This is a genomic window from Arthrobacter sp. TWP1-1, assembly GCF_049897845.1.
In the GTDB taxonomy this organism is placed as follows: Bacteria; Actinomycetota; Actinomycetes; order Actinomycetales; family Micrococcaceae; genus Specibacter.
In genome coordinates this window covers 145486-171367 of the sequence record NZ_JAFCXC010000005.1, presented here as the reverse complement: position 1 = coordinate 171367, position 25882 = coordinate 145486, and the positions used below count along the sequence as shown (strand labels likewise).

The window sequence follows — 25882 nt, the reverse complement described above, 5'->3', positions numbered from 1 at the left end:
ACGGTCCGCCTCAAGGCCACCTGACTCAGCCGAAGAGGTTGACGGGCTTGACGATGTCCGCATAAATCAACAGTGCGCCCATGCCCATCATGACAATGGCCACCACATAGGTAACCGGCAGCAGTTTGGCGATGTCGAAGGGTCCCGGATCCCGGCGCTTGAAGATCTTGGCCACGCGACGGCGTGCGCCTTCATACAGCGCACCCAGGACGTGTCCGCCGTCGAGCGGGAGCAGCGGAATCAAGTTGAACACGAACAGTGCCAGGTTCACGCCGGCCAGCAAACCGATCAAGGTTGCCGCCCGCGAACTGACTGGAATCTCCTCCATGGCGGCCACCTCGCCGGCCACACGGCCTACGCCCACCACCGAGATGGGGCCGTTGGGATCGCGCGGCTCTGAGCTGAAGGCCGCCTTGGCCACGCCAACGAGTTTCTGCGGCAGCTGGAAGACCACCCCGCCGATCTGGGCGATGTTGTTCCCGACGGCAGGCAGCACTGCCGACGCCGGTTCCCGCACCATGGCGGCGGTGGGGCCGATCCCGAGGAATCCAGCCTGGACGGTGACGGCAGTTCCGGTGGCATCAACCTCGGCGATTCCGTTGGAATCGATAACGGGCCGGGCGGTGAGAACGGGGGTGATCGTGGTGGAGATGGTTTGACCAGCCCGCTCGTACACCAGCGGGACATCCTTGCCGGCGGAGGCCCTGACCCTCTCGGTGAAAGCAGCCCAGTCGGTGACGGCCACGCCGTCGAAGGACTTGATGGTGTCTCCGGGTTGCAGGCCGGCAGCGGCAGCTGGAGTTGGGGTGCAATTCGTCAGGTCGCTCGGCACAGGCTCGCCGTAAGCGATCTGGCAGGCGTTGACCTCGGACAGCGTTGTGGTGGCCTGCGCGGAACCGAAGCCCATGAGCAGAACGGCCGTGAGCACCACGCCGATGAGCAGGTTCATGAACGGACCACCAAGCATAATGATGATCTTTTTCCAGACGGGAAGTTTGTAAAAAACCCGTCCGGAATCCTCGGGACCCACCTCTTCGTGGGCAACACTGCGGGCCTCCGTTGCCAGCGTCTGGAACATGCCGGTGCTGGAGGGGCGGACGCTGCCGTCCGTGGGGTTCGGCGGATACATGCCGATCATGGCAACGTAGCCGCCCGCCGGAATGGCCTTGATGCCATATTCGGTTTCGCCCTTTTTACGTGACCATACCGTTGGACCGAAGCCGATCATGTAGCGCGTCACGCGAACATTGAAGAGTTTCGCAGGCAGCAGGTGCCCCACCTCGTGCAAGGCGATGGACACGGCGATGCCAATGGCCACGAAGGCCACTCCGCCGATAAAAAGCAATACAGTCACAATTTACTTTCTCGTTTCAGAAATTCTCAGCCGCGGAAATTCTCAGCCTTTGGCGGACAACAGCTCGTTGGCGCGCGCCCGCGCCCACGTCTCAGCTTCCAGCACGGTCTCGAGCGTGAGCTGCGAACCGGGTGTGTGTTCACTGAGAACCTGGGCAATGGTATCCACAATATCCAGAAAGCCTATGCGTCCGGCATGGAAGGCATGGACGGCCTCCTCGTTGGCCGCGTTGTACACGGCTGGGCAGGTGCTCCCCCGCCGAGCCGCATCCTTGGCAAGCTCGACGGCGGGAAAGGCCACGTTGTCCAGCGGCTCAAACGTCCAAGTGGTTGCCTTGGTCCAGTCGCACGGCTGCGCAGCGCCGGGAACCCGCTCCGGCCACCCCAGGCCCAAGGCAATGGGCAGGCGCATGTCCGGCGGGGAGGCCTGTGCCAAGGTGGAGCCGTCGGTGAACTGCACCATGGAATGAACGACCGACTGCGGGTGGACTACGGCTTCAATCCGGTCCAGCGGGACATCGAAAAGGAGGTGGGCCTCGATGACTTCAAGCCCCTTGTTGACAAGGGTTGCAGAGTTGGTAGTGACCATGGGCCCCATGTCCCAGGTCGGGTGCTTAAGTGCCTGTTCCGGCGTGACATCGGCCAGTTCCTCGCGAGTGCGTCCGCGAAAAGGACCTCCGGAGGCGGTGACAATGAGTTTGTCCACCTCGGCCGGCGTACCTGAGCGCAAGGCCTGGGCCAACGCGGAGTGCTCGGAATCAACGGGAACCAACTGCCCCGGAGAGGCGGCGTCCTTGACGAGGGCCCCGCCGACGATCAACGATTCCTTGTTGGCCAGCGCCAAAATGGCGGTGGTGCCAAGGGCAGCCAATGTGGGTGCCAGGCCGATGGAGCCGGTGATGCCGTTGAGCACAACGTCGGCACCCTCGGGGGTTCCCGCCCCCCACGCCGCGATCACGGTCGACGCGTCCGGGCCGGTCAGGATTTCCGGCGCGAAGCCTGCCAAGCCGGCCGCGGCGGCATGTGAGTCGATCAGCGAACGCAAGGTCCCGGCGTCGTCCGCGGCTGTGCCCACGGCCAAAACCTGCAGCTGGACAGCTTGCCGGGCCAGCAGATCCAAGTTTCCGCCGCCAGCACTGAGGGCCGTCACGGTGAAGCGTGGACCGCCGTCTTCCAGCGTGGCATGCTCGACGACGTCAATCGCCTGAGTGCCGATGGAACCGGTGGAGCCGAGGATGATCACTTTACGATTCGCCATAAGTGCAAGTATTCCGTACTTGCGGCCCGGCCCCCTACCCGGTCACCAGAGCCCACGCTCTTTGAAGGCTTCGCGGATGCTGCCGATGGCGCTGAGTAGCTGGTCCTGCTGGGTAACGCTGATGGGATCGAAAATTGTCTCGCGAACCATCCCTACATGACCTGGGGCAGCGCCTCGGATCGTGGCCCAGCCCTCCTCGGTGAGCGAAATTTCCTGGCCTCGACCGTCAGCGCTGGCGGCACACCTGCCGATCAGCCCCCGCGCTTCCATGCGGCGCAGCAGGTGCGATACCCGCGACCGCTCCCATTGCAGTTGTGCAGCCAAGTCACTGGACCGCACACCGTCTGGGGACGCCTCGGAGACCGCTGCCAGAACTGAATATTCAACGCCGGAAACTTCTGAATCCTGACTCAGCTGCCGGTCGATTGCACGGGGAAGTCCGTTAGTGAACTCGACAAGTGCCAGCCATAACTGGCGTTCCTTGGCTGTGAGCCATCGCGGCTCGGCGCGTGCAGCTGCGGTGGGTTCCGACGTATTCATGGTTCCTCGCGAACAAAAAGTTAAGTAGTTGACATATCAAGTATGTCTGATGCAGGATAGAAACATCAAGTTTTAGTTGACACGTCATCTACTCAAGGTTGCGGGTCGCCCCATCTCAAGGAGAAACACATGACTAAGATCGCCATTGTCACCGGTTCAACCCGCCCCGGCCGTATCAACGCAGGCGTTGCAGAGTGGGTTTTGGCCCAGGCTCAGCTGCGCGGAGATGCCGACTACGAATTGGTAGACATCGCGGACTTCAACCTGCCGGTTCTGGATGAGGCCTACCCGGCCGGTTACCAGAACTACCAGAACGACCACACCAAGGCTTTCTCCGCCAAGATCGCCGAATTCGACGGCTATGTCTTCATCACCGGCGAATACAACCACTCGGTTCAGCCGGCTTTGGCCAACGCCATCTCCTACTTGAACGTTGAGTTCAATAACAAGGCTGCCGGCATGGTTGGCTACGGCTCGGCCTTCGGTGTCCGCGCCATCGAGCACCTTCGCGGCATCCTTTCCGAGCTCCAGGTTGCCCACGTGCAGAAGACGGGCATGTTCTCCTTGTTCACCGACTTCGAGAATTTCTCCACCTTCAAGCCCACCGAACTGCAGGCCGCCTCGGTTGCTCCGATGTTGGATCAGCTCGTTTCTTGGACCCACGCCCTGAAGTCTGTGCGCGAAGAGTCCTTGGCTGCCGTCTAAGCACCACGCTTCAGACCCAACGCCGCATCACTTTCCGGCTATTTTTACTAAACTCCGCATCACCTTTGGGGGGGGTTTAACCCATTACGCTCCCGCATGCATTGCGGGAGCGTAATGGGTTAAACCCCTGAAAGTGGTGCGGCGTTTGGGTTAGAGAGTTGAGCGGGTGATTATTTTCTTTGCGTGCAGGAGGATGGGTCCGTCGACCATCTTGCCCTTGAAAGCAAAAACACCCGTTCCGGCCTCTTCAGCGGCCGCCAACAATTCCCTGGCCGCGGCCACCTCGGAATCGCTAGGACGGTAGGCGTCCCGAACAACGGCAACCTGCGAGGGGTGAATACAGGCCTTGGCGCCAAAGCCGCTAGCGACGGCGTCGTCCGCTTCCTGCGCCAGCCCGTCCAGATCGGCGAAGTCCGCGTAGATGGAATCGATGGCCGGCTTGCCGGCAGCGCCCGCCGCCAACAACAGCTGCGAGCGCGCCTGCATGGCCACGGCGCGGTAGGTCCCGGCATAGGGTCCCGTGGTGAATCGGCTTGAGGTCCCGCCCAGCGAAGCCACGAGGTCTTCGGCTCCCCACATCAAGGCCACCACATTGGACAGTTTGGCAAGTCTGGGCGCGGCCAAGATACCCGCAGCGGTCTCACACAGCACGACCACCTTGTAGCGTGTAAGCGCCGCGATGGAATCGACGTCGGAGGCCTTGGCAATCATGATGGTGTCGAACTTGCTGCGGTCCACGGCAGCAAGATCAAGACGAGCATCCTTGGTGTTCAAGGCGTTGATCCGCACCATGGTGGACGCCGGGTTAAGCCCGCTCTTGACCATGTTCTCGCGCGCCTCAGCCTTGGCCTCGTGCGCAACGGCATCTTCCAAATCGATGATCACGGTATCGGAGCGCTCCGCAGCCTTGATGAATCTCTCGGGCCGATCTGCGGGCGCGAACAGCAGCGCCGGCCCCATGGTGACTTCTGTTTTGCGCAAAGTTGTGTGCTCCCTTGAGTTGCTGTTCTAGTCGGTCGGCTTAAGCCAAAATAGTGCTGTCCTGCTGGCTTTTCCAACCACGACGCCGGACTGGTTGCGTCCGGTGTGTTCCATGGTCACGATCCCTTGGCCGGGCCGGGAGGCAGAGAGCCGCTTCTCTGTCACGACGGTCTCCGTGTACAGGGTGTCGCCATGGAAGAGTGGGTGCGGGAAGGAAATCTCCCCCATGCCAAGCTGCGCCACGATGGTCCCTTGCGTCAGCTGCGCTACTGATTGGCCCACCATGGTGGCCAGAGTGAACATGGAGTTCATGAGGCGCTGCCCAAACGGTTGCCCTTCACTCCATGCGGCGTCGAGGTGCAGGGCCTGCGTATTCATGGTCATGGTGGTGAACAGGACATTGTCGGTCTCGGTCATGGTGCGCCCGGGCCGGTGCTGATACAGCACCCCGATCTCCAGTTCCTCAAAGAACAGTCCGCGCTGCATGACCACCCGCGGTCCGGCCTGGGTCTCGGCCGGGGTCTCGACAGGCTCGACCACCGAGACAGGCTCGACGACGGTTGGCGAGGGTTGGTCCTTGGGCCAGCCGGCGTGTCCCTCATTCATACGTGCCCCTACTCATGCGTGCCCTACTCATACGTTGTCCACATCATGCATCTCCAGGTTCAGCGGGGCACCCGTTGCGGCCACGATCTGTTCAACGGTGACTCCCGGTGCCAGTTCCTTCAGAACCAGCCCGTCCGGGGTGACTTCAATGACGGCCATGTCGGTGACAATCAAATCCACACAGCGTTTTCCTGTCAAGGGCAGGCTACACTCCGCAACGATCTTCGGTGCCCCGGACTTGTCTACATGTTCCATCATGACAATGACCTTCTTGGCCCCGAACACCAGGTCCATGGCCCCACCCATGCCCTTGACCATCTTGCCCGGGATCATCCAGTTGGCCAGGTCGCCATTGGCGGCTACTTGCATGGCGCCGAGGACTGCAACATCGATGTGCCCCCCGCGGACCATGCCGAATGACAGCGCCGAATCAAAGTACGAGGCCCCCTTGTTCGCGGTGACGGTTTCCTTACCAGCATTGATGAGGTCCGGGTCAACATCGGCATCCAAAGGATAGGGTCCAATGCCAAGGAGCCCGTTCTCCGAGTGCAGCACTACTTCCACCGTGCTGGGAATGAAATTTGGTATCAGGGTTGGCATGCCGATCCCCAGGTTCACGTACTGCCCGTTATGCAGTTCCCGTGCCACCCGTGCCGCCAGCTCATTGCGTGTTAGTGCCATGATTACGCTTCCTTTACCGTGTTGGATGCCTGGGTCTCGACAAGCTCGACCAGCGGCTCCACCGAAACAGTGCGCTTTTCAATGCGCTTCTCACTACCCGGTGTCCCGGCCGGAATATGAACAACCCGTTGGACGAAGATGCCGGGCACGTGGATGCACTCAGGATCCAGCTCGCCGGGCTCCACGAGTTCTTCCACCTCGGCGATCGTGATGCGCCCGGCCATGGCGCATAGCGGATTGAAGTTCATGGCTGTGGCATGGAAGACCAAGTTGCCGTGGCGATCGCCCTTCCATGCGTGGACCAGTGCAAAGTCCGGGGTCAGCGATTCCTCCAGCACGAAGTCTGCGTTACCAAAGGTGCGGACTTCCTTCGGTGGCGAGGCAATCGCAACGCCCCCTGCGCCGTCGTACTTGCGCGGAAGGCCACCGTCGGAAACCTGGGTGCCAACACCTGCCGCAGTGTAGAAAGCCGGGATGCCAGCACCGCCTGCGCGCAACTTCTCGGCAAGCGTTCCCTGCGGAGTGAGTTCAACTTCCAGCTCACCGGCCAGGAACTGCCGCGCAAATTCCTTGTTCTCGCCCACATAGGAGGAGATGGTGCGGCGGATTCGACCGTCGCGGAGCAGTATCCCTAGTCCCCAGTCGTCTACACCGCAGTTATTGGAGATGGTCTCCAGTCCTGAGGTGCCGGCGTCATGCAGGGCCTGAATGAGTGCCACGGGGATGCCGCACAGGCCAAAACCTCCGACGGCGAGGGAGGCACCCTGGTGAATGTCATGGATGGCGGCGGCGGACGATGCAACGACTTTGTTGATCATGTGATGGTGCCTTTCGCTTCTTTTACAAGCCCAGTTCGCGGGCGATGAGCATCAGTTGCACTTCCGTAGTGCCTTCCCCTACCTCCAAAATCTTCGAGTCACGGTAGTGGCGCGCCACAGAGAACTCGTTGATGAAACCGTAACCGCCAAAGACCTGCGTGGCATCCCTCGCATTATCCATGGCGGCTTCACTTGCGACCATCTTAGCGATGGCCGCCTCGGTCTTGAAGGACTTGCCGGCCAACATGCGCGCCGCGGCGTCATAGTAGGCCAGGCGGGCCACGTGCGCGCGGGACTGCATGCGGGCAATCTTGAAGGAGATGCCTTGGTAGTGGCCTATGTTGTGACCGAAGGCGCTGCGTTCCTTGGCATAGCGGGTGGCCTCATCGACACACCCCTGGGCAGCACCGGTGGCAAGGGCTGCGATCGCAATCCGTCCCTCATCCAGGATGGACAGGAAGTTGGCGTAGCCCCGGCCGCGCTCACCCAGCAGATTCTCCTCCGGCACGCGAGCATTGGCGAAGTTCAACGGATGCGTGTCAGAGGCGTTCCAACCCACCTTGTTATACGGCTTCTCCACCGTGAAGCCGGGTGTCCCATTGGGCACAAGGATGGTGGAGATCTCCTTCTTCACCGAGCCGTCCTTGCGCTCGGAAGTACCCGTGACGGCCGTGACAGTCACAAACTTTGTAATGGACGTGCCGGAGTTGGTGATGAACTGTTTGCTGCCGTCGATGACCCATTCACCATTCTCCAGCCGCGCTTTGGTGGTGGTGCCCCCGGCGTCCGATCCGGCGTCGGGTTCGGTCAGGCCAAAGCCTGCGAGCGCTTCCCCGGAGGTCAGGGCCGGCAGCCATGTCTCTTTTTGAGCATCCGTGCCAAATCTGTATACGGGCATGGCCCCGAGGGAGACGCCCGCCTCCAGCGTGATGGCCACCGATTGGTCTACCCTCCCCAGCTGCTCCAGGGCCAGTGAGAGTGCAAAGTAGTCCCCGCCCATGCCACTAAATTCTTCGGGGAAGGGCAGCCCGAAGAGTCCCAGCTCCCCCATCTGCGCCACAACCTCATAGGGGAAGCTGTGATCCTCGTCGTGCTTGGCCGAGACCGGGGCCACCACGTTGTCGGCAAAGTCCCGCACCATGTCGCTGAGGTCCTGGTACTCGTCGTTGAGCTCAAAATTTGGCACGTCATTCCCCTTCAGGGCTTGTTGTTGAATTGTTCGGTTCATCCGGGACCACATGGGCCACCACCTGATCAGCCTTGACCAGGGCGCCGACCGCTACGTGAACGTGCACGGTCCCGGCGATCGTCGCCACAAGCTGGTGCTCCATCTTCATGGCCTCCACGGCAAGGATCACGGCACCCACCTCAACCCTGTCCCCCGTGGCGGCACTGACCATGGTCACGGTGCCCGGCATGGGGCTGCGCAGCTGCGGATCCGCCGCCGCATCCTTCCGCTCCAGACCGGCCAGCATTCGCGCGATGGCTTCGTCACGATCCAAACGCTGCAGCGCGACACTGAATCCACCGCTGCCAAGGAACACGGTGTCCCCGGCCATGCCCACGTTGTAGCCGTCCATCGACGCGTGCACATCCTGGTTCCCCGCCCCCAGTCCGCTGACGCTTACGACGTCGGGACTTTCCGCAGCGCTGTTGGCCCCCGTGCCGCTGACCGTCACCACCCCGGTGCGGCCAGGCGCCGCAAACGTCATGCGCCAGGGCGCGGGATCGCCGATGCGCCAGTTGTCGGTCCTTTGCCACGGTCGAAGTGGCGGAGGATCCGGGTAAGCCACGGTCTCGACAAGCTCGACCAGCGGTGCACCCGTGACCCCAAGCTCGACCAGCGGGGAACGTGCAACCAGGGCGGCCGCGGCATACTCGGCGGCCCCCGTCGCGCGAAAGGTCATGTCCGGGAGTTTGCGTTCGATCAAATTGGTGTCGAGGTTGCCGGCTTGGACGTCGGGATCACCTAAGAGCAGGCGTAGGTATTCAACGTTGGTGGGGACGCCCAGCACAACATAGTCACACAGGGCAGCGTCCAGGCGATCGAGTGCTTCCTGCCTGTCGTGGCCCCAGGCGATGACCTTGGAGAGCATGGGGTCGTAGTTGGCCGAGATTTCCAGCCCCCGCATCAGGGAGCTGTCGACGCGGACTCCGGGACCCAACCCAACGGATTCATCCAGCACCGCAACGGTCCCGGTGGCGGGGAGGAATCCATCGGCCGGACTCTCTGCATATACACGCGCCTCGACGGCGTGCCCTTCTAGGCTGACGTCCTGCTGGGAGAAGGTGAGCTTCTGCCCGGCGGCAATGCGCACTTGCCACTGCACGAGGTCCAGGGCTTCCCCGCGCACGCGAGCCACCATTTCGGTGACGGGGTGTTCCACCTGCAGACGGGTGTTCATCTCCATGAAGAAGAACTCGCCGGGGTTGTCGTTGGAGACAAGGAACTCAACGGTTCCAGCTCCTGTGTAGTTCACACTGGCCGCCGCCGCACACGCCGCTGCACCGATGCGCTCCCTGGTGGACTCTCCATCATCGAGGGAAGAAAGCAGTGGTGAGGGCGCCTCCTCGATGACCTTCTGGTGGCGGCGCTGCAAGGAACATTCGCGCTCCCCCAGATGAACGACGTTTCCAAAGTTGTCGGCGAGGATCTGCACCTCAATGTGGCGGGGGTTGGCGACGAGGCGTTCCAAAAACAAGGTGTCATCGCCAAAGGCTGCCGCCGCGACCCGGCGGGCCGTGGCCAAGGTCGCCGGCAAGTCCTCCGGGGAGAACACACTATGCATACCCTTGCCGCCACCACCAGCCGATGGCTTGATCAACAGCGGATAGCCGATGCCCTCCGCGGCAACCATCAAATCTGCATCCGTAAGTCCCGGTTCTGAAATACCAGGCACCACGGGCACCCCTGCGGCGCTGACGTGGTTCTTGGACCGGATCTTGTCGCCCATGACATTCAGGGCCTCAATGTTGGGGCCAATGAAGGTAATCCCGGCAGCGGCGAGGGCCTGGGCAAAGTCGAGGTTCTCGGACAGGAAACCATACCCGGGATGGACAGCCTGGGCCCCGGATTCACGGCACGCGGCAATCACGGCGTCGATATTGAGGTAGCTTTCGGACGCGGCTGCCGGACCTATGCACAGCGCAACGTCGGCCTCGCGCACGTGGCGGGCTCCGGCGTCGGCCATTGAATAGACGGCCACCGAGCGGATGCCTTGGGCGCGAAGCGTGCGAATAACGCGGCAGGCAATTTCACCGCGGTTGGCCACCAGGACGGTGGTGAATGGCGCCGGCTCAACCGGCGCACTCTCTGAAGCGGAAGTCATGAGTGGCTCACATTCTAAAGAGGCCGAAGGAGGTCTCGGGCAGGGGCGTTCGGGCGCAAATATCCAGGGCGAGCCCGAGCACGGTGCGGGTGTCCGCGGGGTCGATCACGCCGTCGTCCCAGAGCCGGGCGGTGGCGTAATAAGGACTGCCCTGGTCCTCATACTGGGCCAGGATGGGAGCCTTGAACTCGGCTTCCTCCGCGGCGGACCATTCCACACCACGCTGTTCATGCTGGTCCCTTTTCACGGTGGCCAGAACTGATGATGCCTGATTCCCGCCCATGACGGAGATGCGGGACGCCGGCCACGTCCACAGGAACCTTGGTGAGTAGGCCCGCCCACACATGGAGTAGTTGCCTGCGCCGAACGATCCGCCCACAATGACCGTCAGCTTGGGCACCCGTGCGGTGGCTACGGCCGTGACCATCTTGGCGCCGTGTTTGGCGATCCCACCGTGTTCGTAGTCCTTGCCGACCATGAATCCGTTGAGGTTCTGCAGGAAGATCAGCGGGATGCCGCGTTGATCGCACAGTTCAATGAAGTGGGCACCCTTGAGCGCGGACTCGCTGAAGAGCACGCCGTTGTTGGCGATGATACCCACGGGATGCCCATGGAGTGTGGCGAAGCCGGTGACGAGCGTGGTGCCGTAGCTTTTCTTGAACTCGTGGAACTTGCTGCCATCGACCACCCGGGCGATGATCTCCCGGACATCGTAGGGCGTGTTCAGGTCCGTGGGGACGGCGCCGTACAGCTCCTCTTCATTGGCCGCCGGTTCCTTGCTTTCCACCACGGCCCAGGCCGGTGCCGGATCGTGCGGCAGCGTTGCAATGACGTCGCGAATGATGGCCAGCGCGTGCTCATCGTTTTCGGCCAGATGGTCGACGACGCCCGAGATTCCCGCGTGTACGTCTCCTCCGCCGAGCTCCTCCGCCGTGACGATTTCGCCGATGGCCGCTTTCACCAAGGGCGGTCCGCCCAGGAAGATGGTGCCCTGGTTGCGGACAATTACGGTTTCATCGCTCATGGCCGGCATATAGGCGCCGCCCGCTGTGCAGGAACCCATCACGGCAGCGATCTGCGGAATCTTCCGTGCAGACATTTGGGCCTGGTTGAAGAAGATCCGGCCAAAGTGTTCTTTGTCTGGGAACACCTCGTCCTGCTTGGGCAGAAATGCTCCACCAGAATCCACCAGGTAGATGCAGGGCAGCCGATTTTCCAACGCAATTTCCTGGGCCCGCAGGTGCTTCTTGACCGTCAACGGGTAATACGTGCCGCCCTTGACCGTGGCGTCGTTGCACACGATCATCACGTGGCGGCCCTGAACCACCCCGATGCCGGCGATGACCCCGGCCCCGGGGGACGCGCCGTCGTACATTTCATGGGCAGCGAGCGGTGCGACCTCAAGGAAGGGACTGCCGTCATCGAGCAGGTGATCGATCCGGTCTCGCGGCAGGAGCTTTCCACGCGATGTATGGCGCTCACGCGACTTTTCCGGACCGCCAAGGGCAGTGGTCCGCAGGTGGTGGCGCAATTGTGCCACCAGCTCGCGCTGCTGCGCATCGTTGCGCGCAAACACCTCACCGGCCGGCTCCACCTGGCTCATCAAAGTCTCCATCGACCCCTCATCCGCTCATTCACCACTACACTAAGTTAATAATCACTAACTGAAATTCAGGTTAGTCTGTGATTTCCGTGATGTCCAGCACATGTCCAGCACATAAGGAGCGAAGGTGGCACAACCGGCAAACGCACGCGCCCAGGCCAAAGCCAACCGGCGAACGGTGCTGCTCAATTCCGCGGCGTCATTATTTGCCCAGCGTGGCTTCAAGGGCGTGTCCATCGAGGACCTAGGCGCGGCAGCCGGCGTGAGCGGACCCGCCGTGTACCGGCACTTCAACGGCAAGCAGGCGCTGCTGGGTGCGTTGCTGGTTGGCGTCAGCGAGGACCTTCTGGCTGGAGGGAAGTCCGTGGTTGAGTCGACGCCCGATGCCGCGGCTGCCTTGCGCGCCCTCGTCGCATTTCACGTTGATTTTGCCGTGACCAAGCCGGATGTGATCCGTGTACAGGACCGGGACTTTGACAGCCTCGGGGAAGAAGACAGCTCCGCGGTGAGATCCCTGCAGCGCGCATACGTTGAGCTGTGGGTTGGCGCGCTGGGCCGTTTATTTCCCGAGCGTGACGCCGCGGTCCGCCGCCTTCAGGCCCACGCAGTCTTTGGCCTGATCAACTCCACGCCGCATAGTGTCCAGATGCATCGTGAACCGGCAGCCACGGCGCGGCCGGTCCTGGAAGCCATGGCCTGGGCCGGGTTGACCGGGCTGTAAGCGGCTCTACTTAGCCAATTTCTGTCTCTGGCGATTCCTTGCGATTCCTTTAAGCAGTACCTGCGGGTATTTTCCTTAAATACCCGCAGGTACTGCTTAATAGATTCGGCGCTGAGGGTTCGCTTGACCCAAAGTAGAAGCGCCAAGTTTCCTCGGCGCTTCTGGGCCAATAAATAGTTTGAGGCTACTAGTGTGCTGCCATGCCTCCGTGATGACCTTCTGCATGTTGATGCATGCTTGGCTGCAACGCAAGGACTCCGGCGACAACTGCCACGCCGCCCGCGATCCATGAATTCCAGGTTGCTGCCTCATGTGCTGTGTAAGCTGCCAGCCACGGGGAGACAACCAGCAAGGCGCCAAGGACCATCTGCACCCATTCAGCGACAGGCTGCCCTGGGCTCATCAGATTCCAAACACCCGTTGCCATCAGCAGGACGCCGCATCCGATCATCATGACCATGGAACTGTTCTGCTGCGTTGTCCACAGGGTCGACAGCGCCGCATACATGCCAGCGATCACTACAACATAGTCTTGCCAGCGATTCCACTTCTTCATTGATACCAACCTCCTTACAAGGTGGCTCCCAACAGTGGGGGTCATCTATAAATATACGTCCGTCCCTTCGGCGTAGCCAGAGCCCCAGCGTTGCATTCGTGCAGCACTTCAGCCCAGTACCAGCGCCATGGCCGGATCCGCCATCACGGCACCCACGTCCGCAAGGAACCGCGAGCCCTGTTCACCGTCCACCAGCCGGTGATCAAAGGACAGGCTCAGTGTCATGACCTGCCGCAGCGCCACCTCACCGTGGTATTCCCACGGAGTTTTGCGCACGGCACCCATAGCGAGAATGCCAGCTTCACCCGGGTTGAGAATAGGCGTGCCGGCATCAATACCGAACACCCCAATGTTGGTAATGGAGAAGGTTCCGCCGGCAAGATCGGCGGGCTGTGTTTTGCCGGCCCGCGCCGTATCGGCCAGCCCTCCCAGTGCTACAGCCAGCCCGTGGAGTCCCAACGACTGTGCTTCCTTGATGTTCGGCACCACCAGCCCGCGTGGAGTTGCCGCGGCAATCCCCAGATTCACGTAATTGAAGGTCACGACCTCCTGACGGGCCTCATCCCAGTGAGAATTCAAGGCTGGATGCCGGGCAATGGCCAGGTTTACCGCCTTGGCCACCAGCGTCAGCGGCGTAACCTTGACCCCCGCGAATTCCTTCTGCGAGCGCAGCTTCGCCAGAAAATCCATGCCAGCGGTGACATCCACGGTGAGGAACTCGGTGACGTGGGGAGCCGTGAATGCACTCTCCACCATGGCCTGGGCCATGAACTTGCGCACGCCCTTGATGGGCGTCCGGACTTCCCGCTCCCCTACGCCTTGCGTTCGCGCTGGAATGTTCGACGGCGTACCCTCCACCGCTGGCACGTCTCCACCCGCTGTGTTCCCGGAAAACGAGACCACGTCCTGGCGCGTGATGAGCCCTCGCTCCCCTGAACCGGCCAGCATTCCCAGCTCAATGCCAAGATCTCGGGCCAACTTCCGCACAGGAGGCGTAGACCGCGGCCTGTCTGTCTGCACGCGAACAGACGCCCCAGCATCAACAGCAGACAAGGTTGCAGCTGCCGGGGAAGCAAACACCCGCTGCCGCCGCACCGGAGCAGAAGATGATTCCGGATCAGCCCCGTACCCCACAAGCGTAGGAACCCGCTTCCGCGTCGACTCACTGGGATCAACAGCCTCGGCCGGCTGGGCTGACAGGCCCCCGGGAGCGGCTTCGGGCGTCCGCGAAGCGGGCGGGGGGCTTGTCAGGCCGGCCGGCAGGCTGCCACCCGCTTGATCGGCAACGTCGAAGGCGATGATTACTTCGCCTACTTCCACCATGGTCCCCGGCTCATGCGTAATGGCGGTGACGACTCCTGCGAACGGTGAGGGTAGCTCCACCACGGCTTTAGCGGTTTCAACTTCACCGATGACCTGGTTGAGGACTACGGAATCTCCGACGGCCACGCTCCAGCTGACAATCTCGGATTCGGTGAGGCCTTCGCCCAGATCCGGCAGCTTGAATTCAGCGATCATGGTTAGTCGTCCAATCCAGTGTGTGAGTTGGTGCGGCCCAAGGCGCGGTCAACGCCGTCGAGCATTCTGTCGAGGTCGGGGAGGTGGTGCTTCTCCAACTTTGACGGCGGATACGGGATGTCGAAGCCGGTGACCCGTACAGGCGCCGATTCGAGGTAATTGAAACAGCGCTCGGTGATCGTTGCGGCGATTTCGGCGCCGAGTCCCAGTGTTTGGCCTGCCTCGTGACTGATGACCAGACGGCCGGTGCGTCGGACTGATTCCATGATCGGCGGGTAGTCCACGGGTGAGAGCGAACGAAGGTCGATGACCTCGATGGAAATGCCCTCTGCGGCGGCGGCACTTGCGGCGTCGAGAGCGGTCCGCACCAGCGGACCATACGTAACAAGGGTGACATCTGTTCCGGCGGCGACTACCCGGGCGGCACCCATGTGGGGTGCCGAGGCGAGCGGCATCTCCAGATCCACCTCACCCTTGGTGTGGTAGCGGCGCTTGGGCTCGAAGTAGAGCACTGGATCATCGCTGGAGATGGCCTGGCGCAGCATGGTGTAGGCGTCTTGGGGATTGGACGGGCTAATGACCCGCAATCCCGAGGTGTGCACAAAATAGGCCTCGGGAGATTCGGAGTGGTGTTCCGGGGAGCCAATTCCACCGCCGAACGGCACCCTGATGGTCAGGGGCATTCGAACCTTGCCGTGCGTGCGGACATGCATCTTGGCGACTTGCGAGACAATCTGATCAAAGCCGGGATAAATGAAGCCATCAAACTGGATCTCGCACACGGGCCGAAAGCCGCGGTAGGCCAATCCCACCGCGGTACCGATAATGGCCGATTCTGCTAGCGGGGTGTCGATGACCCGGTGCGAGCCAAAGTCCTTCATCAGGCCGTCGGTGACGCGAAAGACTCCGCCCAAGGTCCCAATGTCTTCGCCAAGCAGGACCACCTTGGGATCGTCTTCCAGCGCTCGGCGCAGGCCGGCGTTGATGGCCTGCGTAAGACTTAACTTGCTCATGATGCACGTCCTTGTGTCATCGAAGTGGGTGTCATCGCGGTGGGTGCTTCTGAAGCTGCAGTTGTTGAACCGTCAAATGACGCCAAGTATGCCCGGTAGTGCTCGCGCTGGCGGTCAAGGACAGGGTGCTCGTCCACGTACACGTTGTCGAAAGCACTCATTGGTTCCGGATCAGGAAGGTTGATGCAGGCGTCGCGTAGCTCGGCGGCCACAGCGTCAGCCTTCGCTGCGATCGCAGACTCGGCTTCGGCGTCGAGCTTCCCGGCGTTGACGAGGAAGGTGCGCATCCTGGCAAGCGGGTCCTTGGCTCCCCATTCCTCCAGCTCGGTAACGCCACGGTAGCGAGTGGGGTCATCGGCCGTGGTGTGCGCGCCCATGCGGTACGTGACGGCTTCGATGAAGCTGGGGCCACCGCCGGTGCGGGCGCGGTGGGCGGCCCAGCGGGTTGCGGCGAGAACAGCCAGGACGTCGTTGCCGTCCACTTGCAGACTGGGTATGCCGTAGCCCGGCGCACGCCCCGCGATCGGGACATGCGATTGCAGGCCCACGGGTTCGGAAATGGCCCAGTGGTTGTTTTGGCAGAAGAAGATGACCGGCGCCTGGAAGCTGGCCGCGAAGACCATGGATTCGTGGACGTCACCCTGGCTGGTGGCGCCGTCGCCGAGATACGCAATGGACAGCGACTCCTTGCCTTCCAAGACCAGACCCATGGCATATCCGGTGGCGTGCAGAGTTTGCGAGCCGATGATGATCTGGGGCGTGGCCATGTTGAGCTCATACGGATCCCAGCCGGTGTTGCTCGTGCCCCGCCATACTCCGAGTACATTGCCCATCGAGGCACCGCGGCAATACGCAACACCGTTTTCCCGGTACGTGGGGAAAACGAAATCGTCCTCGTCCAGGGCCCGGACCGAGCCAATCTGGGACGCTTCCTGACCCAGCATGGGCGGCCAAAGGGCCAGCTGCCCTTGGCGCTGTAAGGCCGTGGATTCAAAATCGATCCGGCGGATGACAACCATATCTTCGTACAAATTTCGAAGAGTTTGATCGTCAATGTCGCTGACGAATGGATCCAGCACTTCATCGGCAACACGGTTTCCGTCTGCGGTGATGAGTTGGTGCATTGTCATTGCGGCGTGACCTGTGGGTTCGTGGCGCGAATGAGTCATATTGATCGCCTCCCTGCATGGTGATGAGGATGGTTCCTATGAATGTGACGATACTCACGTCACACATTCGGCGCAATCACCCGCTTCAAAACTGAGCATTATGCCCTGTTTTCACTGGGGCGACCGTGCTAGTCTGCGCATTATGCCTACTTTTGACGGTACCGACGCCCGCATCCTCCTCGCCCTGGTCCAGGACCCCCGACAAACCGTGGTGGCCATGGCCGAGCGGCTTGGATTGTCGCGCAATACGGTCCAGGCCCGGATGGCTTCCCTGGAGAAGCGGGGTGTCTTTCTGAACTTCGATCACAGGGTGAGCACGGCCGCACTCGGATACCCGCTAACGGCCTTCATCTCCGTGCATGTGCAGCAACAAAAACTCCCGCAGCTTGGCGCGGCGCTGGCTGCCATTCCGGAAGTTGTTGAGGCCCACGGTCTCAGTGGCCGGGAAGACCTGTTGGTGCGCGTGGTCTCAAAAGGTGCAGAGGACCTCTTCCGTATCAATGGAAAGATTCTTGCCTGCGACGGCGTGGAGCGGACCGAGACATCATTGGCTATGAATGAGCTGGTCCCTTTCCGCCTCACTCCCCTCCTTGGCCGGGAATTGGATAAATAGTTAGTCCAACACCCAATCCAGAATCACTCGTGGCTCCGAATCACTGTCATGGGTTCACTTTGAACCCTGTCAGGACACGACGAAGTGAACCATTATTCGTCGTAAGGAAAAGGACTAGTCATCATGCGCACTTCACCGAATAGATTACTTGCCACCGTTTTCGGCGCTGTTTACCTTTTGGTTGGCATCGTAGGATTCTTCGTCACCAGCGGAATCGGCTTCTTCGCTACCGAGGGCCGAAACTTGATCATCTTTGAGGTCAACCCGCTGCACAACATCATTCACCTTGCCATCGGCGCAGCACTTTTGATCGCTGGTTTGTCCTCAGTGGCAGCCGCTAAGACCATGAACTCCACTGTCGGTTCGGTTTACCTGCTTGTAGGAATAGTGGGACTGTTCCTGCCAGGGACATCGTTGAACATCATCGCTCTCAACGGCGCTGACAACGTACTACACCTGGGCAGCGCGTTGGTTCTGCTGGCAGTGGGTCTCTCTCAGGACCGCGCAGTAGCCGCTCGAACCATCTGAGAATGACATCCGCCCAGCACACGGGAGCCCCGTCCCTTGCCAGACGGGGGTCTTCCGGGTTTCCAACTCCGAGCTTGAAAACAGTGGAGCGCAGGAGCCAAACCGGTACACAGCTGTCTTCGCTGTACATCAGTCTGGCCCTGCTGGGCATCGCGGCCTTGGCAAGCGCCGCCACATCGAGTTTGATCATCGGATTAGGCGGGGCGGCGACGGGCCTAGCCGACCCGGCAGGAAACATCATCTGGATCTCAGCTGCCTCTTCATGGGCGGCCGGAATTCTCTCGGGAATCTACTGTCTATCATCGCTTGCCTACGCATTTGTGTCGTTCCGGAAAGGGGCTCTTCCGAACGCCTCAGCGCTTCGGCTGGTAGTTGCATTGGCGGCCGGCGTGCACTTGATTGGACTTCTGGAGGGCTTGTGGCGGTGGCCAACGTCGACGCGAACCTTCGATGTCACCGTGGCCTCGCTGTTGGTCTTGGAACTGTCTGTCATAGCCGTTCTGGGGTGGCGCAGAAACACTGAACTGCGGATCGGCCAGTCCATCAAGTTTGGAAAAGACCCTTCTGCCATGGCCGTAGTTGGCTCTCTTTTTGCGGCCTCCATTCTTGTTGCCGGAATTACGACGGTAGGAATGGCGGCATCCACGGCGGGTGAACTTGCCGTGCCGCACTCGGGACACAAAAGCACGGAAAACAGTCCCGGTGTTCCTAGCAATATTGAGCAATTGAAAAACCAAGGCCACCACCACTAGAACAGATACCTCGATGGTGGTGGCATGAAGAAGGCCCTGCTCCTGCGTAAAGTACGCACGAACAGGGCCTTCTTCCATATGGACGACGGCGCTTCTCACCCATCTGGGTGGTGGGCCCACAACCGCTAATTGGGCCCACGCGCCCGAGGGGCCCCAATGACGGGTGAACTGGGCCCCCCAAACCGCTAATTGGGCCCACGCGCCCGAGGGGCCCCAATGACGGGTCGCTTGCGACCCGTCATTGGGGAGGGCGTGGGGACTAGTGGTCCACTGCCTTCTCGGCACCGATGCCGGTCAGGGAGCGAACTTCCATCTCAGCTTGGATGGCGGGGTTCTCGGTGCCCTTATCCAGCGCGGTACCCAACCAGCCGAGGAAGAACGCCAGCGGGATGGAGATAATGCCGGGGTTGGCCAGCGGGAACCAGGAGAAGTCAACGCCGGGAATCATGGCCTTGGCGTTGCCGGACACCACCGGGGAGAACGCAATGAGCAGGATGGCCGAGGCCAAGCCGCCGTACATGCTCCACAGGGCGCCCTGCGTGGTGAACTTCTTCCAGAACAGCGAGTAGACAATGGTAGGGAGGTTAGCCGAGGCAGCGACGGCGAAGGCCAAGGCCACGAGGAAGGCGATGTTCTGGCCGTTGGCCAAGATACCGCCGCCGATGGCGACCAGACCGATCACAATAACCGTGCGGCGAGCAACCTTGACTTCCATTTCAGGCTTGGGCTCACCCTTGGCGATGACATTTGAGTAAATGTCGTGCGCAAAGGATGCTGCCGCGGTGATGGTCAGGCCAGCAACAACGGCGAGGATCGTGGCGAATGCAACGGCTGAGATGAAGCCAAGCAGGACCGGTCCACCAATGACGAAGGCCAACAGCGGTGCGGCAGCGTTGACTCCACCGGGAGCAGCCAGGATGGCTTCCTTGCCGATCAAGGCACCGGCACCGTAGCCAAGAACCAGGGTGAAGATGTAGAAGCCGCCGATAAGCCAGATCGCCCAAACAACAGACTTGCGGGCTTCCTTAGCAGTGGGGACCGTGTAGAAACGCATCAGCACGTGCGGCAGAGCCGCGGTTCCCAAGACAAGAGCCAACGCCAGGGAAATGAAGTCAAGAGGCGCCTTGCCGTACGCGGCACCCGGGTTCAGCAATGCTTCGCCCACGCCACCTTCATTGATGGATGTTTCAACGGCGGCACCCATGAGGGTTGAGAGGTTGAAGCCGTGCATGGCCAGCACAATGATGGTCATGATGGCCGCACCGATGATCAACAGGAACGCCTTGATGATCTGGACCCACGTGGTGCCCTTCATGCCACCGATCAGTACGTACACGATCATGAGGACGCCAACCACGGCAATGACAACGTTCTGTCCTGCCTTGTTGGAGCTGTCCAAGCCCAGCAGCAGGGAAACCAGTCCACCGGCACCGGCCATCTGGGCCAACAGGTAGAAGAAGCAAACAACCAAGGTGGTGGTGGCAGCTGCAATGCGAACAGGGCGCTGCTTCAAACGGAAGGAGAGTACATCCGCCATGGTGAACTTGCCGGTGTTGCGGAGCAATTCGGCGACGAGCAACAGGGCCACAAGCCAGGCCACGAGGAAGCCGATGGAGTAGAGGAAGCCATCGTAACCATTGACGGCGATGGCCCCGGTAATGCCAAGGAAGGATGCCGCCGAGAGGTAGTCACCAGCAATGGCTGTACCATTTTGGCCGCCTGAGAAGGATCGGCCGGCCGCATAGTAATCAGCGGCGGTGCTGTTATTGCGGCTAGCTCGGAACACCACAATCATCGTGATGGCAACGAAGCCAACAAAGATCAAGATGTTGATCCATGAATGTTCCTTGGTCTGCTCGCCGAGGGACTTCGCGAGCGGGGCAACGGTGTTAAGTGCGGAGGTCAGGCTCATGTACTAAACCTCTTCCTTGTCCATGTTGGCGTCGTCGATCTGCTTTTCCAGGCGCTGGCGAATAACCGCAGCTTGGGGGTCCAGCCGGCGGTTGGCATATGAGACATACCATGTGGTGATGCCGAAGGTGGTGACGAACTGCAGTAGGCCCAAGACCAGGCCAATGTTGATATTGCCCCACACCTTGATTGACATGAAGTCGTGTGCGTAGGCGGCCAACAGCACGTAGGCGAAGTACCAGACGAGGAATCCGACGGCTACGGGGAAAACAAAGTTTCTATGGGACTTGCGAAGCTCTTGAAACGCCGGGGAACTTTGCTCTGCAACAAAGTCCACCGGGCCAGGCTGGCTTGCGTGGGCTGATTTACCCATCATTCCTCCTTGAGTGATGTGATCCCTTTCACTATGAAGTGTTGCGGCTCACATTCACCCCTCATTGGAGGGCCGTCGCGGTGAACGGCATGCAAGCTGCGCCGAACGGCGCAGTCCCCCGCTAGTCTTGTCACCATGCCCACTGAAGTGCTCAACGATTCCACCCTCCTGCTCATCACAGCCATCGCCGCCGTCGTCGCCGCGATAGCCGTCGTGGCGGCTCTTGGCTTTCGCCTTTCCCGCTCTCACCGCGAGCTCGGCACGGAAGCTGAACACGCCACATTTGCGGCCCTTCACTCGGCTGCGGTGGCTGGCGAACAATTGCGCAACGGGCTGGAACCGGCAGGTGCGTTGAAGGCGAGTCGGCAATTGCGCACCTTGCTCAACTGTGCGGCCTTCGCCATGACCGACGACGCCCGCCTGCTCGCGTGGGACGGATCCGGCACCGCGGCAAAACAACCCGAATCCGCCGCCGTAATGGGGTTGGCAGCCAGGGCACTGAGTAATGGCCGCACCCAAGTGGCCACTCTGGATGCCCCTTTGCGCGAGGCGCTTGGGCTGCCGCTGCACGACAGTGATCTGAAGGCCGCCGTCATTAGTCCGCTCAAGGTCGATTCCCGGGCCGTGGGCGCCGTCATTATCCTCTCGAAGTCACCCACGGCGGGGCTGGTCCGAGCCACCAACGAGGTGGCCGCCTGGGTTTCGGCGCAACTTGAAATCGCCGAGCTCAGCTCCTCGCGGACCCTTCTGGCCGAAGCGGAGGTTCGCGCCCTCCGCGCCCAGATCAGCCCGCACTTCATTTACAACTCGCTCAACGCCATCGCCTCCTTCATCAACACCGATCCGCAACGAGCCCGCGACCTTGTGGTGGAATTCGCCGATTTCACCCGCTACTCCTTCCGCCGGCATGGGGATTTCACAACTCTCGCCGAGGAATTGCGCTGCATCGACAGATACCTGTTGCTGGAGAATGCCCGCTTTGGCGATCGTTTGCAGGTCAGCTTGCAGATCGCCCCCGAAGTCCTGAGCACCGTGATTCCATTCCTGAGCCTGCAGCCGCTCGTGGAAAATGCGGTTCGCCACGGACTTGAGGCCAAGGTAGGCAAGGGACTGGTGCAGATTTGTGCCCGTGATCTGGGCTCCTATACGGAGGTGACCATTGAGGACGACGGCGTGGGGATGGATCCGGAGCAACTGCGGCTTGTCCTCGCGGGCCAACAAGACGGACACCACGTCGGACTGCGCAACGTTGATGCCCGGCTGCGACAAGTTTATGGAGACGAGCACGGACTCACTGTGGACACGGGAGTGGGGCATGGCATGCTCATCACCATGACCGTGCCGAAGAACCAGCCCGGCCACGACGCCTAGTCCGCTGCGCTCGCTTGTGGCCCCGCGGCGGATAGCGCCTCCCCGCCTCCCCAACCTCGCTTCTCCCCACCCGCTCCCATCACTCGCAAGCTCGCGACGGGCCCCTCGCGGGCGTGGGCCCACGCTTGTGGCCCCGCGGCGGATAGCGCCTATCCGCCTCCCCAATCTCGCTGCGCTCGCTTGCGGCCCCGCGGCGGATAGGCTTAGGCGCATGATTAACGTCCTTGTCGCTGACGACGAGCTACCGGCGGTTGAAGAGTTGGCCTTCTTACTGGGGCGCGACCCCCGTGTAGGGCGAATTCACCGTGCCTCAAACGGCGCAGAAGCCCTTGACCTACTGGAGAAATACACAGTGGATGCGGTGTTCCTTGACATCCATATGCCGGGCCTTTCGGGGTTGGAGCTGGCAGAAGTCATCGGCAAACGCAGCAACCCGCCCGTAGTGGTTTTTGTGACGGCCGACGACGACCGTGCCTTGGAAGCCTTCGAGTTGGCAGCCGTGGACTACCTGCTCAAGCCCTTGCGTACCGACCGACTGACCCGCACTGTGGACCGCGTTGTTGAGCTTGTAGCCCACCCGTCGGCTGTTGACGACGTTGAGCTGATCACGGTTGACCAAGGCGGGGTCAGCCGAATCATTCGCCTGGACGAGGTTAAATTTGTTCAGGCCCAAGGCGACTACGCCCGTCTGCACACGGCCGAGGCCAGCTACCTGATCCGGGTTCCTTTGGCGGATCTGGAACAGCGTTGGGCGGAATCTGGTTTTATCAGGATCCACCGTTCATACCTTGTCTGCATGGGGTTCGTGACAGCCTTGAAACTTAGCGCAGCCAAACCCACAGTTTCGGTCGGCAACGCCGTGCTCCCAGTGAGCCGTCGGCATGTACCCGTACTGCGTGAGCGCCTACAGGCGACGCGCGTCCGGCCGCTGGCATGAGCCTAGGATTCCTGCCATGAGCATTGGCCCCACCCGACCGCCGGCCAAGGGCAGGGTGCGGGTGGCGTCACCACGCAGCCAGGCGCACCAGATTTCATCAGGGGTCACGGTGTCCCAGGAAGTCGCCGAGCATACGGCCGTCGGTGAGGTCATGGTGCGTTCCCTCATCCGGTCCCAGCTGCGCCTTGCACTCGTGGTCTCTGCCGGGTTCATTGCTTCCCTGCTGCTGTGTTGGGGCGCCGTGCGGTGGGTCCCGGCCATTGCCGACTGGCGGATCGTCGGTATCCCCGTGCCATGGCTGGTTCTGGGGATTGGCGTGTATCCAATCATCGGTGCCTGCGCCTGGCTGTACGTCCGGGCTGCCACCAAGAATGAATTGGCTTATCGAGATCTGGTGGACGAAAAGTGAATCCGGCCATTGGTTACACGGCACTCATCCTTGTCTCCCTTGCCACCACCATCATAGGCTTCTACGGCCTGCGGATCTCCCGCACCACGAGTGATTTCTATGTAGCCTCCCGTACGGTGAAACCGTGGTGGAATGCCTCGGCCATCGGTGGCGAGTATCTCTCCGCCGCCAGTTTCCTTGGCATTGCCGGACTCATCGTGATGTCAGGAATCGATGCGCTATGGTTTCCCATCGGCTACACGGCCGGTTACTTGATGCTGTTGTTCTTTGTGGCTGCGCCCTTGCGCCGCTCGGGAGCCTATACGATCCCCGACTTTGCCCAAGCCCGGCTCGAATCAACCACCGCCCGCTATGTCACCAGTATCCTTGTCGTTGCCGTGGGCTGGTTCTATATTGTTCCGCAGTTGCATGGTGCCGCCCTGACTATTCGCATCACCACGGGTTTGCCCTCCTGGGTGGGGGCGGGGGCCGTGGTGGTCATTGTGTGCCTGACAGTTGTCACGGGCGGGATGCGCTCAATGACGTTCGTCCAGGCATTTCAATTCTGGCTGAAACTGACAGCTCTGGCCGTCCCCGCCGTCTTCATGCTCCTGATGGTTACCGGCGGTTCAGCTTCAGCACCCGTGGTGCCCCAGGGCGTGGAACTTTTCCCTCCGGCAGAGCCGCTGACCGGAGGGTCCACGTACCGCACGCTCTCGCTCATGATCGCACTCCTCTTCGGCACGCTGGGACTCCCCCACGTGCTGGTGCGCTTCTATACAAACCCCGACGGCGCGGCCGCCCGCCGCACTACGCTGATCGTTTTGGGATTACTGTCCCTCTTTTACCTTTTCCCGACCATTTACGGTGTCCTAGGCAGGGCGTTCCTGCCAGATCTGGCCCTCAACGGCAATCCGGACGCCACAGTCCTGCTGCTGCCGGGCCGGCTCATCGGAGGGCTGGGCGGTGACATGTTAACCGCCCTGGTGGTGGCTGGCGCATTTGCTGCATTTCTCTCGACCACGTCGGGCCTGGTGGTCTCCCTAGCGGGCGTCATTAGCCAGGATGTGATGGGCGGGAGCGTGCGAGGATTCAGGATCGCTGCTGTGATCGCCGCCGTCGTGCCCTTTGGTGTCGCCATGATGACGGACTCACTGGCCCTAGCCGGAAGTGTGGGGCTCGTCTTTGCCTTCACGGCATCAACAATTTGCCCGCTGCTCCTGCTGGGAATCTGGTGGCGAGGGCTCACGGATGCTGGTGCCGTCGCCGGCATGTTGACCGGCGGCGTGCTCTGTGGGACAGCAATCCTGGCCGGAGCCCGCATTGGGCTGGAATCACCGTGGCGCGATGTGCTGACCCAGCCCGCTGCTTGGACTGTCCCCGTGGCATTTCTTGTCACGATCCTGGTCTCGAAGGCTACAGCTCACCGCCGCAGCTCGACGGTGGCACGCTTCATGACCAAGCTGCATGTTCCCGAACGGCCGCTGGCCGTGGAAAATCCACGAAAGCAGTAGCCCTCGCGAACTACTTGGCGGGCAGCGGATCGATCGAGGCCATGAGCTCAACCACGCGGTCCAAGAAGGCGTCCACCTGGCTTTCCTCGTAACCGTCCGCACCCTTTTCAGGGGCAAATACGGCACGGCGCACAACGTCAACGCTGAGCTGGCCGTTGTCCTCGATGTAGACCAGCAGCTCGCGGCAGAGAACGTCAACGTCCTTGATGTTGTAGCTCGGGACGCCCTTGCGGCTGGCGCGGCGGAACCGCTCACCGTCGGCGCGGTGAAGCCGGGCGCGCAGCACGGAGGCCGTCTTGCCGATCTTCATCATCCATGCTTTTTCACCATCGGCAGCGATCAGCAATTCCTTCTCACGAAGAACAAACTCATCTTCGATCCTGTCCATGGCAGCATCCACGGCCTGGGCACTGTATCCGCCACGGGCAGGGTCAAAGGAAGCTGTACGTACATCGAGGCTGGTGATGGCCTTGCCGCTGCTGTCGGAATTCAGGAAGTATGCCCGGGCGCGCTCCAAGAACACGTCCACCTGCTTGACGTTATAGCCAACTTCCTTGGGACCAACCAACTTGAATTTGGAGTTGGTCCGGGGGGTCTCATCCACTGTCACAGTCATTCCTTGAACTTTTCTCTACGAATTGCAA

26 protein-coding genes are annotated in these 25882 nt (G+C 61.2%); 9 read left to right on the top strand and 17 right to left on the bottom strand.

Annotated elements, in window-relative coordinates; translation table 11 throughout:
• Positions 1-25 precede the first annotated feature (25 nt).
• The 3 genes from ACP7B9_RS11235 to ACP7B9_RS11225 are packed head-to-tail and all read right to left on the bottom strand — an operon-like array spanning position 26 to position 3151.
• Entirely contained in the window at positions 26-1357 is a 1332-nt protein-coding gene (locus ACP7B9_RS11235; protein WP_425863576.1) for a M50 family metallopeptidase, read from the bottom strand.
• 39 nt (positions 1358-1396) lie between these two features.
• The gene (gene dxr / locus ACP7B9_RS11230; RefSeq protein ID WP_425863376.1) at positions 1397-2611 is read right to left on the bottom strand and encodes a 1-deoxy-D-xylulose-5-phosphate reductoisomerase; all 1215 of its coding nucleotides are present in this window, start codon (positions 2609-2611) and stop codon (positions 1397-1399) included.
• 42 nt (positions 2612-2653) lie between these two features.
• On the bottom strand, positions 2654-3151 hold the full coding sequence (locus ACP7B9_RS11225) for a MarR family winged helix-turn-helix transcriptional regulator (protein ID WP_425863374.1): 498 nt from the start codon (positions 3149-3151) through the stop codon (positions 2654-2656).
• 129 nt (positions 3152-3280) lie between these two features.
• Between ACP7B9_RS11225 and ACP7B9_RS11220 the strand changes: the two genes are divergently transcribed.
• Positions 3281-3856: an NADPH-dependent FMN reductase gene (locus tag ACP7B9_RS11220; RefSeq protein WP_425863372.1), complete on the top strand. Its 576-nt coding sequence runs from the start codon at positions 3281-3283 to the stop codon at positions 3854-3856.
• A gap of 150 nt (positions 3857-4006) precedes the next feature.
• Here the strand turns inward: ACP7B9_RS11220 and ACP7B9_RS11215 are convergent, their stop codons facing one another.
• The 7 genes from ACP7B9_RS11215 to ACP7B9_RS11185 all read right to left on the bottom strand — a co-directional run bounded on the left by ACP7B9_RS11215 (position 4007) and on the right by ACP7B9_RS11185 (position 11886).
• A complete protein-coding gene (locus ACP7B9_RS11215; RefSeq protein ID WP_425863574.1) occupies positions 4007-4816 on the bottom strand; it encodes an HpcH/HpaI aldolase/citrate lyase family protein in 810 nt (269 codons plus the stop codon).
• Between the two features lie 48 nt (positions 4817-4864).
• Positions 4865-5323 carry a MaoC family dehydratase gene (locus tag ACP7B9_RS11210; RefSeq protein ID WP_425863572.1) on the bottom strand — a complete coding sequence of 153 codons (459 nt, stop codon included), beginning with the start codon at positions 5321-5323 and terminating at the stop codon, positions 4865-4867.
• 147 nt (positions 5324-5470) lie between these two features.
• On the bottom strand, positions 5471-6124 hold the full coding sequence (locus ACP7B9_RS11205; protein ID WP_425863370.1) for a CoA transferase subunit B: 654 nt from the start codon (positions 6122-6124) through the stop codon (positions 5471-5473).
• 2 nt (positions 6125-6126) lie between these two features.
• Positions 6127-6942, bottom strand: a complete 816-nt coding sequence (locus tag ACP7B9_RS11200; protein WP_425863368.1) for a CoA transferase subunit A — start codon at positions 6940-6942, stop codon at positions 6127-6129.
• A gap of 22 nt (positions 6943-6964) precedes the next feature.
• Positions 6965-8128 carry an acyl-CoA dehydrogenase family protein gene (locus tag ACP7B9_RS11195; protein ID WP_425863366.1) on the bottom strand — a complete coding sequence of 388 codons (1164 nt, stop codon included), beginning with the start codon at positions 8126-8128 and terminating at the stop codon, positions 6965-6967.
• A 1-nt stretch (position 8129) separates the two neighbouring features.
• Positions 8130-10271, bottom strand: a complete 2142-nt coding sequence (locus ACP7B9_RS11190) for a biotin carboxylase N-terminal domain-containing protein (protein ID WP_425863365.1) — start codon at positions 10269-10271, stop codon at positions 8130-8132.
• 7 nt (positions 10272-10278) lie between these two features.
• Positions 10279-11886: a carboxyl transferase domain-containing protein gene (locus ACP7B9_RS11185; protein ID WP_425863364.1), complete on the bottom strand. Its 1608-nt coding sequence runs from the start codon at positions 11884-11886 to the stop codon at positions 10279-10281.
• A gap of 115 nt (positions 11887-12001) precedes the next feature.
• On the opposite strand from ACP7B9_RS11185, the gene ACP7B9_RS11180 reads away from it, so the two are divergent.
• The gene (locus ACP7B9_RS11180) at positions 12002-12595 is read left to right on the top strand and encodes a TetR/AcrR family transcriptional regulator (RefSeq protein WP_425863362.1); all 594 of its coding nucleotides are present in this window, start codon (positions 12002-12004) and stop codon (positions 12593-12595) included.
• A 187-nt stretch (positions 12596-12782) separates the two neighbouring features.
• Here the strand turns inward: ACP7B9_RS11180 and ACP7B9_RS11175 are convergent, their stop codons facing one another.
• From ACP7B9_RS11175 to pdhA, 4 genes are all read right to left on the bottom strand, one after another.
• Positions 12783-13151: an SPW repeat protein gene (locus tag ACP7B9_RS11175; protein ID WP_425863361.1), complete on the bottom strand. Its 369-nt coding sequence runs from the start codon at positions 13149-13151 to the stop codon at positions 12783-12785.
• Between the two features lie 108 nt (positions 13152-13259).
• Positions 13260-14669, bottom strand: a complete 1410-nt coding sequence (locus ACP7B9_RS11170; protein WP_425863359.1) for a dihydrolipoamide acetyltransferase family protein — start codon at positions 14667-14669, stop codon at positions 13260-13262.
• 2 nt (positions 14670-14671) lie between these two features.
• The gene (locus ACP7B9_RS11165) at positions 14672-15682 is read right to left on the bottom strand and encodes an alpha-ketoacid dehydrogenase subunit beta (RefSeq protein ID WP_425863357.1); all 1011 of its coding nucleotides are present in this window, start codon (positions 15680-15682) and stop codon (positions 14672-14674) included.
• Complete coding sequence (pdhA, locus tag ACP7B9_RS11160; RefSeq protein ID WP_425863355.1) at positions 15679-16851, bottom strand: pyruvate dehydrogenase (acetyl-transferring) E1 component subunit alpha; 1173 nt, start codon at positions 16849-16851, stop codon at positions 15679-15681. The genes ACP7B9_RS11165 and pdhA overlap by 4 nt, the downstream gene beginning before the upstream one ends.
• A 142-nt stretch (positions 16852-16993) precedes the next feature.
• On the opposite strand from pdhA, the gene ACP7B9_RS11155 reads away from it, so the two are divergent.
• From ACP7B9_RS11155 to ACP7B9_RS11145, 3 genes are all read left to right on the top strand, one after another.
• A complete protein-coding gene (locus tag ACP7B9_RS11155; RefSeq protein ID WP_425863353.1) occupies positions 16994-17464 on the top strand; it encodes an Lrp/AsnC family transcriptional regulator in 471 nt (156 codons plus the stop codon).
• A gap of 123 nt (positions 17465-17587) precedes the next feature.
• On the top strand, positions 17588-17992 hold the full coding sequence (locus ACP7B9_RS11150) for a DUF4383 domain-containing protein (RefSeq protein ID WP_425863351.1): 405 nt from the start codon (positions 17588-17590) through the stop codon (positions 17990-17992).
• 74 nt (positions 17993-18066) lie between these two features.
• Positions 18067-18744, top strand: coding sequence for a hypothetical protein (locus ACP7B9_RS11145; protein ID WP_425863350.1), 678 nt, complete (start codon positions 18067-18069; stop codon positions 18742-18744).
• 259 nt (positions 18745-19003) lie between these two features.
• Here ACP7B9_RS11145 and ACP7B9_RS11140 read toward each other — a convergent pair whose 3' ends face one another.
• Together ACP7B9_RS11140 and ACP7B9_RS11135 are read right to left on the bottom strand one after the other, a co-directional pair.
• Positions 19004-20656, bottom strand: a complete 1653-nt coding sequence (locus ACP7B9_RS11140; RefSeq protein ID WP_425863348.1) for a solute symporter family protein — start codon at positions 20654-20656, stop codon at positions 19004-19006.
• A 3-nt stretch (positions 20657-20659) separates the two neighbouring features.
• Positions 20660-21028 (bottom strand): DUF485 domain-containing protein, encoded by a 369-nt coding sequence (locus tag ACP7B9_RS11135; protein ID WP_425863571.1) that lies wholly within the window; start codon positions 21026-21028, stop codon positions 20660-20662.
• Between the two features lie 135 nt (positions 21029-21163).
• Here ACP7B9_RS11135 and ACP7B9_RS11130 point away from each other — a divergent pair, with 135 nt between their 5' ends.
• From ACP7B9_RS11130 to ACP7B9_RS11115, 4 genes are all read left to right on the top strand, one after another.
• Entirely contained in the window at positions 21164-22399 is a 1236-nt protein-coding gene (locus tag ACP7B9_RS11130) for a sensor histidine kinase (protein ID WP_425863347.1), read from the top strand.
• Positions 22400-22610: 211 nt separating this feature from the next.
• A complete protein-coding gene (locus ACP7B9_RS11125; protein ID WP_425863345.1) occupies positions 22611-23336 on the top strand; it encodes a LytR/AlgR family response regulator transcription factor in 726 nt (241 codons plus the stop codon).
• Positions 23337-23352: 16 nt separating this feature from the next.
• Positions 23353-23745, top strand: coding sequence for a hypothetical protein (locus tag ACP7B9_RS11120; protein ID WP_425863343.1), 393 nt, complete (start codon positions 23353-23355; stop codon positions 23743-23745).
• The gene (locus ACP7B9_RS11115) at positions 23742-25238 is read left to right on the top strand and encodes a cation acetate symporter (RefSeq protein ID WP_425863341.1); all 1497 of its coding nucleotides are present in this window, start codon (positions 23742-23744) and stop codon (positions 25236-25238) included. The genes ACP7B9_RS11120 and ACP7B9_RS11115 overlap by 4 nt, the downstream gene beginning before the upstream one ends.
• A 10-nt stretch (positions 25239-25248) precedes the next feature.
• Here ACP7B9_RS11115 and ACP7B9_RS11110 read toward each other — a convergent pair whose 3' ends face one another.
• Positions 25249-25848: a DivIVA domain-containing protein gene (locus tag ACP7B9_RS11110; RefSeq protein WP_425863569.1), complete on the bottom strand. Its 600-nt coding sequence runs from the start codon at positions 25846-25848 to the stop codon at positions 25249-25251.
• Positions 25849-25882 lie beyond the last annotated feature (34 nt).